The sequence below is a fragment of the Amycolatopsis vancoresmycina genome (assembly GCF_000716785.1).
GTDB lineage: Bacteria > Actinomycetota > Actinomycetes > Mycobacteriales > Pseudonocardiaceae > Amycolatopsis > Amycolatopsis vancoresmycina.
The window spans coordinates 983,912-995,681 of record NZ_JNYY01000001.1 but is presented as its reverse complement, the minus strand read 5'-3'; the positions used below and the strand labels follow the sequence as shown (position 1 = coordinate 995,681).

Genomic DNA, 11,770 nt, shown 5'->3' with positions numbered 1-11,770 from the left:
GCTCACGGAGCTGGGACGCACTCCAGCTCCGTGAGCACGTAACGGGCGTTGGCCGAGATGACCGGGTTCGTGTGCCGGTGGTACGGCAGCTGGATGACGGCCATCGACAGCGCCCAGCCACGCGCGCGGGCCCAGGTCGCGTCGTCGGCGGCCACGAGCTCGCGGAAGTCTTGCCGGGTCTTCGCGGTGAGCAGGTTCCACGCGGGGATCAGGTCGGCCGCCGGGTCGCCCAGCCCCGCGGTCGCCCAATCGAGGACCCCGGTCAGGCGGCCGTCGCGCAGCAGCAGGTTGCTCGGCATCAGGTCCGAGTGCAGCCAGCACGGCGGCCCGGTCCACTGTGGAGCATCGAGCGCTTCGGCCCAGGCCGCTCGTGCTTTGCCTGCGTCGAACGGCTCGTCGGTGCCGCTCAGCTCCTCGATCGCCTGCAGGGTCGCGCCGTCGACCGTGGACAGCGCCTTCCCGCGGTAGGCCCGGGGACCGTCCACAGTGTTCGCCCGCAGTGCGAGGACGAATTCCGCCAGCTCGCGAGCCGCCGGTCCGGCACGGCCTTCGACCGCCGGGGAGCCGTCGAGCCAGCCGTGCACCGCCCACGGCCACGGATACCCCTCACCCGGCTCGCCCAGCGCCACGACGGCGGGGACCGCCACCGGCAGCCCGTCGAGCGCCCCCAGGATCCGCGCCTCTCCGGCGACGTCCTCGGCGGTGCGGGGCAGCCGGACCGTCAGGTCGTCCCCGAGGCGGAACACGGCGTTGACCGTGCCGCCGGAAGCCAGGGGAGTGACCGGCAGGTCCGCCCACCGCGGGAACTGCGCGCGCAGCAGGCGCCGGACGAGCGCGGGGTCGACGGCGGGCACGTGATCACCGAACCACGCACGTCAACGGGGTTTCGGTGACCCACCACACCCCGGATTGCACGACGATGCATAGCCGTGCATAATCATTCGCATGTCCAAGGTGCTCACTTCCCTGCCCGTCGGCGAGCGTGTCGGTATCGCCTTCTCCGGTGGCCTCGACACTTCCGTAGCGGTCGCGTGGATGCGCGACAAAGGCGCGGTCCCCTGCACCTACACCGCCGACATCGGCCAGTACGACGAGCCCGACATCGAGTCGGTGCCCGGCCGGGCCGGGCAGTACGGCGCCGAGATCGCGCGGCTGGTCGACTGCCGGGAAGCCCTGGTCGAAGAGGGGCTCGCGGCGCTGACGTGCGGCGCGTTCCACATCCGCACCGGCGGCCGCAGCTACTTCAACACCACCCCGCTCGGCCGCGCGGTCACCGGCACCCTGCTGGTGCGCGCCATGCTCGAGGACGACGTCCAGATCTGGGGCGACGGCTCCACCTACAAGGGCAACGACATCGAGCGGTTCTACCGCTACGGCCTGCTGGCCAACCCCTCCCTGCGGATCTACAAGCCGTGGCTCGACGCCGACTTCGTCACCGAGCTCGGCGGCCGCAAGGAGATGTCGGAGTGGCTGGCCGCCCACGACCTGCCCTACCGCGACAGCACCGAGAAGGCGTACTCGACCGACGCCAACATCTGGGGCGCCACCCACGAGGCGAAGTCCCTGGAGCACCTGGACACCGGCATCGAGCTCGTCAAGCCGATCATGGGCGTGGCGTTCTGGGACCCCGAGGTCGAGATCCCGGCCGAGGACGTCACCGTCGGCTTCGAGCAGGGCCGGCCGGTGACGATCAACGGCAAGGAGTTCGCCTCCGCCGTCGACCTGGTCCTCGAAGCCAACGCGATCGGCGGCCGGCACGGCCTCGGCATGTCCGACCAGATCGAGAACCGGATCATCGAGGCCAAGAGCCGCGGCATCTACGAAGCTCCCGGCATGGCGCTGCTGCACGCCGCCTACGAGCGGCTCGTCAACGCCATCCACAACGAGGACACCCTGGCCAGCTACCACAACGAGGGCCGCCGCCTCGGCCGCCTGATGTACGAGGGCCGCTGGCTGGACCCGCAGGCGATGATGCTGCGCGAGTCGCTGCAGCGCTGGGTCGGCACCGCGGTCACCGGCGAGGTGACGCTGCGGCTGCGCCGCGGCGAGGACTACTCGATCCTCGACACCACCGGCCCGGCGTTCAGCTACCACCCGGACAAGCTGTCGATGGAACGCACCGAGGACTCGGCGTTCGGCCCGGTCGACCGGATCGGCCAGCTCACCATGCGCAACCTCGACATCGCGGACTCGCGGGCGAAGCTGGAGCAGTACGCGAGCCTCGGCATGGTCGGCGGCCAGCACCCGAAGCTGATCGGGGCCGCCCAGGCCGCGGCGACCGGCCTGATCGGCGCGATGCCCGAGGGCGGCGCCGAGGTGATCGCCTCGCGCGGCAAGACCGACGACGTCGAGCTGCTCGACAGCGCCGCGATGGAGTTCGGCACGGACTGACCTCGAAGGCCACCACGGTGCCCGTGGTGGCCTTCCGCGCGGTCAGGGGACGAGCACGACCTTGCCGGTGACCGTGCCGGATTCCGCCAGCGCCAACGCCTTTCCGGCTTCGGCCAGCGGGATCCGGGCCGCCACCTGCGGCGTCAGCGTGCCGACGGCGGCCAGCTCGAAGACGGCCGTCAGGTCGTCGGCGAGGCGCGCCCGGAACCGCGCGAGGTTCCGCTTGCCGCCCCAGACGTTGTAGAAGTGCGTCCGGCGCCGGTTCGGCAGGGCGTTCCACCACAGCAGCCGCGCGAACAGCTTGAGCACCGGCAGCCGGGAGTTGCCCGGGTTGTCCTTTGTGGACGCACTGCCGTAGGCGACCAGCGTGCCGCCGGGAGCCAGCAGCCGGAAGGAATCGGCGATGCCGGGCCCGCCGACGTGGTCGAACACCGCGTCGACGCCGCCGGGCGCCAGCCTGCGGACCGCGGCCGGCACGTCGCCGCGGTAGTCGACGGCGGTCGCGCCGAGCGCGGTGACGACGCCGGCGTTGCGGGCCGAGGCGGTCCCGATGACCTCGATCCCGGCCGCGCGGGCCAGCTGCACCAGCGTCGTGCCGACGCCGCCGCTCGCGCCGTGCACCAGGATCTTCGCCCCGGTCCGGACGCGGGCGATCCGGTGCAGCATCTGCCAGGCGGTGATCCCGTTGACCACGAACGTCTCGGCTTCGGCGGCGTCGAGCCCGTCCGGCACTCCGACCAGGTCGGCGGCGGGGAGGACGACGTGGCTGCGCCACCCGCCGGTCTTCGTCAGCGCGGCCACGCGGCGGCCGACCAGGGCCGGGTCGGCGGCTTCGAGGACCGTGCCGACCACGTCGTAGCCGGGCACGAAGGGGAAGGGCGGCTGGTCGTAGTACTTGCCCCGCCGCATCTGCTGCTCGGCGAAGGACACGCCGGTCGCTTCGACGCGGACCAGCGCCTCGCCGGCGCCGGGGCGGGGCAGCTCGCGGTGTTCCACGCGCAGGCCGTCCGGCTCGACGAGGCCGGGGAGGACGATCTCGGTGACGTTCATGGCTTTCCTTTCGGTGTGAGTGACTGGTCAATCACTCGACGGTCGAGAAAAGGCCCCGCGGCGGGGCCGGTTTTCAGTGCTTGCCGGGATGGCGGATGCCGGCGGCGAGCACGGCGGCCCAGTCGCCGGTGTGCTCGTCGAGGTCGAGCGTGGCGATCAGGTGGCAGAGCTGGCCGTAGGCGATGAACCGCTGCACCTGGCCGTCCTCGGCGCCGGAGCGGTCCCGGGCGAGCTCGGTCACCTTGGCCAGCCCGCGGCGGACGGCGTCGGCGATCTCCGGCGTGTCCGCGGCCGACTGGGCGTGCACCTGCAGCATCAGCAGGTCCCGGTCGGCGATCAGGTCCGCGTACGCGCCACCCATCTCGTACAGGACCTTCTCCGGGTCGGCGTCCCCGGCCCGCGCGGCGCCGTTCGAGAGGGCGTGCGCGACGAGTTCGTAGCAGCGGTCGAGGGCGGCGACGAACAGGGAAACCTTGCCGGGGAACAACTTGAAGACGTAGGCGGGGGAGATGTCGGCCCGGGCGGCCACGGCGCTGATCGGCGTGCTGTGGTACCCGCCGCGGGCGAACTCGGCGATGGCCGCGTCGACGACGACGTCCCGCCGGGCGTCGGAGGTGGAGAGGGTGGCACCGCGCTTCGTCATGTGAGTGACTGTACACTCACTCTTGCTCCGAGGGCAACCGCGGGTGCGGCAAACGAGTGACATGCCCGCCCGCACTGTCTCGGATGTGGGCGATTTCCCCACGGGCCGCGTCGCCGTCCGGTTACAGTCCGGCTGCCGGGTTCCGCCTGGGGGCGGCCGCCGGGGAACGGGGTGCACGATGGGGCCGGAAGTGCGGTTTCACCTGCTCGGACCGCTGACCGTGACGGCCGGCGGCCGCCCGCTGGCCCTCGGCGGGGCGAAGCAGCGGGTGCTGCTGGCGCACCTGCTGCTCAACGCGAACCGGCTGGTCACACCCGGGCAGCTGGTCGAGGTCATCTGGCCGGGCGGACCGCCGACGTCGGCCACCGCGAACCTGCAGACCTACGTGTGGCGCCTGCGCCGGCTGCTGCCGGACGGCGCCGAGCTGCGCACCCGCGGCCCGGGGTACTCGCTGGCCGTCGACCCGGGCGAGGTGGACGCGCACCGGTTCACCCGGCTCGTCGCCGAGGCCGCCCGCGCGGCGAAGGACGGCGCGCCCGAGGCGGCCCTGACGCTGCTGGCCGAGGCCGAAGGGCTGTGGCGCGGCGACCCCCTGGAGGATCTGCCCGCCGCGCCGGCCTGGGACGCCGAGCTCGGCCGGCTCGGGGAGAACCGGCTCGCCGCCGTCGAGGAGCGGCTGGCGCTGCAGGTGCGGCTGGGGCGGCACGACCCGGCGATCGCCGAACTCACCGTCCTGCTGGCCGAACACCCGTACCGGGAACGGCTCTGGCAGCAGTACCTGCTCGCGCTGGCCGGCGCCGGCCGCCGGGCGGAGGCGCTGCAGGCGTACGCGACCGCGCGGGAGCGGCTGGTCACCGAACTCGGCGTCGAACCCGGGCCGCAGCTGCGGGCCCTGCAGACCGCGATCCTGGCCGGCGAGCCGCTGCCCGGGCCGTCGAGGACGGCCGTCCCGGTGCGGCAGCTCCCCGCCGACCTGCCCGACTTCACCGGGCGCGAGGACTACGTCGAGGAGCTCTCCGCGGCGCTCGGCCCGGCGCCGGTCGTGCTGACCGGCGCGCCCGGCACCGGCAAGACGGCACTCGCCATGCACGTCGCCCACCGCCTGGCCGGCCGCTTCCCGGACGGCCAGCTCTACGTCGACCTCGCGGGCACCGGCGCGCCGTGCGACCCGGCCGAGGTGCTCGCCGACTTCCTGCACGCACTCGGCGTCACCGGCAACACCGTCCCGGCCGGGCTCGGGAGGAGGGCCGCGCTGTTCCGGTCCCGCCTGGCCGGCCGCCGGATGCTGCTGGTGCTCGACGACGCGGCGACCGCCGCCCAGGTCCGGCCGCTGCTGCCGGCCGACGCCGGGTGCGCGGTGCTCGTGACGACCCGCGGGCGGCTGCCCGAGCTGGCCGGCGCGAAGCACGTCGAGCTGCCGGTGTTCGGCGAGCGGGAGGCCACGCGGCTGCTGTCCGAACTGGCGGGCGCGGACCGGATCGCCGCCGAACCGGCCGAAGCCGCGGCGATCGTCCGGTGCTGCGGCTACCTGCCGCTGGCGATCCGCATCGCCGGCGCACGGCTGGCCGGACGGCAGGCGTGGAGCCTGCGCACGGTGCACGACCGGCTGGCCGACGAGTCGAGCCGGCTGAGCGAGCTGCGCGTCGGCGACCTCGGCGTCCGGCCGAGCTTCGAACTCAGCCTGCGCCAGCTGCCGCCGTCCGCGCGCACGGCGTTCGGCCGGACCGCGGTGCTGGGCGCGCAGGACTTCCCGAGCTGGGTGGTGGACGCGCTGCTGGACCGCGAGGGCAGCCACGAGGTCCTCGACGTGCTCGTCGACGCGAACCTGGTTTCACTGGCCGGGCGCGATTCCGGCGGCCACCCGCGGTACCGGCTGCACGACCTGCTGCGGTGCTACGCGGCGGAACTCCTGGCGGCCGAACCGGCCGCGGTGCGGCGGGAGACCCTGTCCCGGGTGCTGTCGGTGCTGCTGGCACTGGCGAAAACGGCGGCGGCGGGCCTGCCACCGGCGTTCGGCGCGATGACCGGCCGCGCGCTGGCGGCGTCACCGGTGCCGGTGCGGCTGGTGGCGGACCCGCTGTCCTGGTTCACGGCGGAGCGCAAGCTGCTGGCGGCCGCGGTCCAGCTGGCGGCCGACGCGGGCCTGGACGAGCCGGCCTGGCAGCTGACGGCGGCGGCCGTCCCGTTCTACGACCTGCGCGGCGCCTACGACGACTGGCGCCGCAGCCACCTGACGGCCCTGGCGGCCGCCGAGGCCGCGGGCAACCTGACGGGGGCGGCGGTGCTGAGCCGCGGTCTCGGCCAGGTCCGCCTGTACCACGACGAGTACGAAGCGGCGGCCCGCGACATGAAGCGATCGGCGGCCCTGTTCGCGGAGCTGGGCGACGTCCGCGGCGAGGCACTGGCGGTGGCGGGCCTGGGCACGGTGGCCCGCGTCCGCGACCGGCCCCGCGAGGCGCTGGACTGCTACCGCCGGGCGCTGGCGGGCCTGGAGCGCGCGGAGGACACCAGCGGCGTCGCGCAGATGCGGAACTCGATCGGCTCGACGTACGCGTTGCTGGGGGAGTTCGCGGAGGCGGAGGAGTGGTTGCGCCGGGCCCGTTCGCTGGCCCGGGAGATCGAGGACCCGCACCGCGAGGCGAAGGTCCTGACGGAGCTGGGCACGCTGCACCGGGAGACGGGCCGGCTGCCGGAGTCGCTGACGTGCCTGCGGCTGGCGTTGAGCATCCTGGAGGAGCTGGACGACGAGAGGTGCAGCGCGTACGCGTTGCTGGGCATCGGCCAGAGCTTGCTGGCGGCGGGCGAGCCGGCACAGGCGCGCGGGGTGGGCGAGCGGGCGCTGCGCGTGTTCCGCGAGACGGGCAACCACCAGGGCGAGACGACGAGCCTGGCGTTGCTGGAGCAGGCCCAGCGCCGCCGGGCGCCCTCGGTGGCCCGGAGCTGAGGCCGCCCGGCGGAGTGCTTGCCGGCGAGCATGAGGCTGGCCCGCTAGCTTGCGTGACCGGCCGCCTGGCTCGCAGGTGCGGTCGAGCACCACTGCTCTGCATCGCGCCGCCACCCGCGCCGCGCCCGCCGCCCGCGCGGCCGATCTCTCCGGCGGCGGCCGCACGCATCGCCGAGGCCGCGTGATCGAACCCGTAACTCGCGTGATCCGCCGCGCATCTCGCGTGATTGGGTGCGCATCTCGCGTGATTGGGCGGGCATCTCGCGTGATTGGCGGGGCATCACGGCGGGTGGGCCACCCGCGGTGGGCGGCCCACCCGCGGGCGGTCAGTTGCTGTTGCCCGGCTTCCAGCCGAGGTAGTTCGCGAAGTAACCCTGGCGGGCGTGGCCGATCGCGCCGTTGACGCTGGTGGCCCAGACTCCGCCGCTGCCGTCCGCGATGCCGACGTGGCCGTACGCCGAGATGTTCCAGAACACGAACGCGCCGCGGGGTGGGGTGCCCGTCGTGTGGCGGACGCCGTCCGAGGAGCGCCAGTGGTCGATCGCGCTCGCGTGGTGGGTCGCGCGGTCCCACGCCAGGCGGACCGCCTTCTCGCAGTAGCCCTGGTAGGCGGTGCTGCCGTTGCGGCTGGAGAACCAGGCGATCGCCTGGCTCGCCGTGCGGGCCGCGGCCAGGTCGGCGGCCGAGTCGGTGATCACCGCGCCCGGGTCGGCGATGTCGGCCGCCGTCACCTCCGAGTACACCTCCGCGGGCGCGGCGGTGGCGGCCGAAGCGCCGCCGAAGAGCAGGGCGGCCGACAGAGCCGCCGCCTGGCAGATGGTCCTGGTGCGCATGGGTCTCCCTCGAGCGGCCGGGACCCCGCGTCCCGGCGACGGGGCGGAACCCTGCCCACCCCCGCTACACCGCCACTACACCCGCGCTCCGAATACGCCCGGCGACCCCGCCGGAATCCGTCCGGCGGCCCCGAGCCGATGCCGGAATCCGGCACCCCGGAACTGCCGGAATCCGCCGAGAACGGTTTCCCGCGACGCGATCCTCCCTTAGTAGGTACCGGAAAACCGGGGCAGGCGCGGAGTATTCCGTGCCACCACGTCGAATCGTCACCGGCTGGAGGAACACCTCGTGAAAACCACATCAGGAGTCCTTCGTGGACTCGCGGCGTTTTCGGCCGCCGCGGCCGCGGTCGTCGCCCTGCAGGCGCCGGCCGCGGCCGCGGCGCGGACCGACCTCGGGATCACCATGCAGGCCCAGCAAAAGGACCAGTGGTGCTGGGACGCCAGCGGCAACACGGTCGCCGCCTACTGGGGCTACTCCCTGACCCAGACCCGGTTCTGCCAGATCGCGCACAACGAATCCGGCAGCGACTGCGCCAACAACCAGGGATACCTCTCCGACCAGCAGCGCGTGTTCCGCTACCTCGGCTTCGCCAGCGCCGGCACGTACAACTCCGGCGGCCAGACGCTTTCCTTCGCCGGCATCAAAACCCAGATCGACGCGGGCCGCCCGATCGGCACCCGGATCGGCTGGCGCTCCGGCGGCGGCCACATGCACGTGCTTTACGGCTACGACAATTCCGGCGGCGCCACGCGCGTGGAATACGGCGACCCGTGGCCGAACAACAGCCGCTACAACTCGATGAACTACGACACCTACCGCTCGAACACCCAGTTCCAGTGGACCCACACCGTGTACGGAATGGAGGGATGAGCATGCTGCGGAAAGCGATGGGCGCCGCCGTGCTGGCCGGCGCCGCGATGCTCGCCACGGCCGGTGCCGCGGGCGCCGCGAGCGGCCCGGCGGGCACCCCGACCGCCGCCGACACCGCCGCCATCGGCCGGCTCGCGAGCGGCCCGGCCACGCTCGGCCGGCTCGCGTCGACGAAGTTCCCGGGCGCCCGCGCGGCCGCCGTGCAGCAGGCGGCCGACCCGCGCACCCAGGTCCCCGTCTACCAGCCGACGGCGGCGTTCGTCGCCGGCCGGTCGGACGTCCCGGCCGCGCTCGCCTACGTCGCGGTCCCGGCGCGGACCGGTGACGGCACCGCCGCCACCGTGTGGGCCGAGCGCCAAGGCACCGCCTGGACCGTCGTGAACGTCGCGTCCGGCGACTTCGAGCGGCAGTACGCCCAGGCCGCGGCCGGCGGCTACCTGCTGCACGAGCCGCAGGTCAACGCCTGGTACGCGGTGCACGGCGACGCCGTGACCGTCCTCGACGGCTCGGTCACCGGCCTGGCCGCGGGCACGAAGCTGTCCCTGGCGGACTACCGCGCGGCGCTGCACGGGCGGTACGCGGACAAGCTGCCGGGCTCGGCCTACGACCGCGACGGCGCGGGCGGCGGCTACGGCGGCCGCGAACGCGCGGTCCCGGCCGCCGACCCGGCCGGCGTGCCGCTCCTGCCCTTCGTGCTCGGCGGTGCCCTCGTGCTGGTGGCCGGTGCGGTCGTCGTGCCGCGGTTGCGCCGGCAGTAGGACGGCGAGGGGCCGCCGGCGCGTCCGGCGGCCCCTTGGCAGCCGGTCATGATCAGGTCACAATGCGCCATGGCCGTTTCGCCGGGTGCGCCGCCGGAAGCGGCGGGGCGCCCGGCGCTGAGCGCGTCGGACCTCGCGCTGGTGGAGGCCCTCCAGCGGGACCCGCGGGCGCCGTGGACGCGCATCGCCGCCGCCGTAGGCACCGACGCCACGACGGCGGCCCGCCGCTGGGACCGCCTGCAGGCGGCCGGGCTGGCCTGGCTCACCGCCTACGCCACCGCGCCGACGACGACGGTCGGCTACGTCGACCTGGCCTGCCGCCCGGACGCGCTGGGCGGCCTGACCCGCGAGCTGTGCGGCTGGCCGCCGGTGTTCAGCGTCGAGCGCACGACGAGCCGGTTCGCGCTGTTCCTGTCACTGGCCGCGCGCGACCTCGACGCGCTGGACGCGCTGGTCACCGGCCGCATCGGCACCCTGCCCGGGGTGCGGGAGGTCCGCTTCGCCGTCGCGACCCGCGTCTACCGCGAGGGCAGCGGCTGGCTGGTCAACGCGCTCGCCCCGGAACAGCGGGCGGTGCTGGACGACACCGCGGTGCAGGCCCGGCTGGTCGTGCCGCAGCAGTGGAACGACCGGGACCTGCGCGCGCTGGTGGAGTCCCTCGGCGAAGACGGCCGCCGCAGCTACGCCGAGCTGGCCCGCGACTGCCGGATGAGCGAGTCGGCGGTGCGGCGCACGCTGGCGCGGATGCTGCGCAACCACGAACTGGACTTCCGGTGCGACCTCGCGCACGTCCCGGCGGGCTGGCCGGTGATCGCCGGCTACCGGCTCGACGTCGCGGCCGCGGACCTCGACCGGGCGGGCCCGGCGATCGCGCAGCTGCCGGAGACGCGCCTGTCGGCCGCGGTGGTGGGGGAGGGCAACCTAGTCGTCTCGGCGTGGCTGCGCGAGCCGGGTGACTGCACCGGCTACGAGCGGCGGCTGGCCGCGGCCGCCCCCGGCGCGCGTGTCCTCGACCGGGCGATCACGCTCCGGATGCCGAAGCGGATGGGCCGGCTGCTCAGCCCGCACGGCCTGGGCGGCACCCACCAGGCGATCATCCCGGCCCGCTGAACTAGGGTCGGGGCGACCCTGGGGAGGATCATGAGCCTGCGCGAGACCCTGCAAAGCCACGTCGACGACGGCACGCTGCCCGGTGCGGTGGCGATCGTGGACCGGGACGGCCGCCGGGAGGTCGTGGCCGTCGGTTCGGTCGACGTCGAGGGCAGCCGCCCGATGACCGAAGACACGCTGTTCCGCTTCGCGTCGATCACCAAGCCGATCACTGCCGCCGCGGTGCTGGTGCTGGTCGACGAGGGCCGGCTCGCCCTCGACGACCCGATCGGCCGCTGGCTGCCCGAGCTGGCCGAGCCGAAGGTCGTGCGCACCCCGGCGAGCCCGGTCGGCGACGTCGTCCCGGCGAAGCGGCCGATCACGGTGTTCGACGTGCTCACGAGCCAGGCCGGCTGGGGCTTCCCGTCGGACTTCTCGCTCCCGGCCGTGCAGGCGCTGTTCCCCGTGCAGGGCGACGGCCGGGAGGTGCAGAGCTTCCCCGAGCCCGACGTCTGGCTCGCGCGGCTCGCCGAGGTGCCCCTGGCGTACCAGCCGGGGGAAGCGTGGCTGTATGACACCTGTTCCGTGCTCCAGGGCGTGCTCGTCGCCCGCGCGTCCGGGCAGTCGTTCCCCGAGTTCCTCGCCGAACGGATCTTCGCCCCGCTGGGAATGGCCGACACCGCCTTCGTGGCCGCGCCCGAACGGGCCACCGCGTTCTACAAGCGGACCCCGGCCGGCCTGGTGCTCGCCGACCCGCCGGACGGCCAGTGGCGCACGATGCCCGCGCTGCCGCTCGGCAGCGGCGGCCTCGCCGGGACGGCGGGCGACTGGGTGGCCTTCGGCCGGATGCTGCTGGCCGGGGGCGCCGGCGTGCTCACGCCCGAGGCCGTCCGGCTGATGACCACCGACCACACCACCGCGGCGCACCGCGAGATCGGCGCGCTGTTCCTCGAAGGCCAGGGCTGGGGGATGGGCGGCGTGGTGGACATCGCCGCCACCGAGCCGTGGCGCGTGCCGGGCCGGTACGGGTGGGTCGGCGGCACCGGCACCACCGCGCACGTCGTGCCGGCCACCGGCACGGTGGCCATCCTGCTGACCCAGGTCGGCGAGGACAACCCGGTGCCGCCGGGCTGGCTGCGGGACTTCTGGCGCGCGGCCGCCGCGTAGGGTCGGAAGCGGATTTCGTAC

General features: G+C 74.3%; 10 protein-coding genes. 6 read left to right on the top strand and 4 right to left on the bottom strand.

The features are described 5' to 3' along the window. Positions 1-2: 2 nt before the first annotated feature. Positions 3-854 (bottom strand): aminoglycoside phosphotransferase family protein, encoded by an 852-nt coding sequence (locus OO60_RS04225; protein ID WP_003057226.1) that lies wholly within the window; start codon positions 852-854, stop codon positions 3-5. A gap of 91 nt (positions 855-945) precedes the next feature. Here OO60_RS04225 and argG point away from each other — a divergent pair, with 91 nt between their 5' ends. Further along, positions 946-2,391: an argininosuccinate synthase gene (gene argG, locus OO60_RS04220; RefSeq protein ID WP_003057228.1), complete on the top strand. Its 1,446-nt coding sequence runs from the start codon at positions 946-948 to the stop codon at positions 2,389-2,391. Between the two features lie 42 nt (positions 2,392-2,433). On the opposite strand, the gene OO60_RS04215 is transcribed toward argG, so the two are convergent. Together OO60_RS04215 and OO60_RS04210 are read right to left on the bottom strand one after the other, a co-directional pair. Continuing rightward, positions 2,434-3,441, bottom strand: a complete 1,008-nt coding sequence (locus OO60_RS04215; protein WP_033260796.1) for a medium chain dehydrogenase/reductase family protein — start codon at positions 3,439-3,441, stop codon at positions 2,434-2,436. A gap of 73 nt (positions 3,442-3,514) precedes the next feature. After that, complete coding sequence (locus OO60_RS04210; protein ID WP_004561656.1) at positions 3,515-4,084, bottom strand: TetR/AcrR family transcriptional regulator; 570 nt, start codon at positions 4,082-4,084, stop codon at positions 3,515-3,517. A gap of 190 nt (positions 4,085-4,274) precedes the next feature. Here OO60_RS04210 and OO60_RS04205 point away from each other — a divergent pair, with 190 nt between their 5' ends. Continuing rightward, entirely contained in the window at positions 4,275-7,028 is a 2,754-nt protein-coding gene (locus OO60_RS04205; RefSeq protein WP_033260938.1) for an AfsR/SARP family transcriptional regulator, read from the top strand. Between the two features lie 326 nt (positions 7,029-7,354). Here OO60_RS04205 and OO60_RS04200 read toward each other — a convergent pair whose 3' ends face one another. Continuing rightward, positions 7,355-7,861, bottom strand: a complete 507-nt coding sequence (locus OO60_RS04200; RefSeq protein ID WP_004558963.1) for a hypothetical protein — start codon at positions 7,859-7,861, stop codon at positions 7,355-7,357. 289 nt (positions 7,862-8,150) lie between these two features. Here OO60_RS04200 and OO60_RS04195 point away from each other — a divergent pair, with 289 nt between their 5' ends. The 4 genes from OO60_RS04195 to OO60_RS04180 all read left to right on the top strand — a co-directional run bounded on the left by OO60_RS04195 (position 8,151) and on the right by OO60_RS04180 (position 11,749). Further along, the gene (locus tag OO60_RS04195; RefSeq protein ID WP_004558962.1) at positions 8,151-8,735 is read left to right on the top strand and encodes a papain-like cysteine protease family protein; all 585 of its coding nucleotides are present in this window, start codon (positions 8,151-8,153) and stop codon (positions 8,733-8,735) included. 2 nt (positions 8,736-8,737) lie between these two features. Next, positions 8,738-9,493, top strand: a complete 756-nt coding sequence (locus OO60_RS04190; RefSeq protein ID WP_033260795.1) for a hypothetical protein — start codon at positions 8,738-8,740, stop codon at positions 9,491-9,493. A gap of 69 nt (positions 9,494-9,562) precedes the next feature. Then, positions 9,563-10,603 (top strand): Lrp/AsnC family transcriptional regulator, encoded by a 1,041-nt coding sequence (locus OO60_RS04185; protein WP_033260794.1) that lies wholly within the window; start codon positions 9,563-9,565, stop codon positions 10,601-10,603. 30 nt (positions 10,604-10,633) lie between these two features. Further along, positions 10,634-11,749, top strand: coding sequence for a serine hydrolase domain-containing protein (locus OO60_RS04180; RefSeq protein WP_004562425.1), 1,116 nt, complete (start codon positions 10,634-10,636; stop codon positions 11,747-11,749). The last annotated feature ends 21 nt before the right edge of the window (positions 11,750-11,770 follow it).

What these genes read in the sequence shown, in the direction of transcription:
- argG (WP_003057228.1), top strand. Translation starts at nt 946, where the DNA reads ATGTCCAAGGTGCTCACTTCCCTGCCCGTCGGCGAGCGTGTCGGTATC.
- OO60_RS04215 (WP_033260796.1), bottom strand. Translation starts at nt 3,441, where the DNA reads ATGAACGTCACCGAGATCGTCCTCCCCGGCCTCGTCGAGCCGGACGGC.
- OO60_RS04210 (WP_004561656.1), bottom strand. Translation starts at nt 4,084, where the DNA reads ATGACGAAGCGCGGTGCCACCCTCTCCACCTCCGACGCCCGGCGGGAC.
- OO60_RS04200 (WP_004558963.1), bottom strand. Translation starts at nt 7,861, where the DNA reads ATGCGCACCAGGACCATCTGCCAGGCGGCGGCTCTGTCGGCCGCCCTG.
- OO60_RS04190 (WP_033260795.1), top strand. Translation starts at nt 8,738, where the DNA reads ATGCTGCGGAAAGCGATGGGCGCCGCCGTGCTGGCCGGCGCCGCGATG.
- OO60_RS04185 (WP_033260794.1), top strand. Translation starts at nt 9,563, where the DNA reads ATGGCCGTTTCGCCGGGTGCGCCGCCGGAAGCGGCGGGGCGCCCGGCG.
- OO60_RS04180 (WP_004562425.1), top strand. Translation starts at nt 10,634, where the DNA reads ATGAGCCTGCGCGAGACCCTGCAAAGCCACGTCGACGACGGCACGCTG.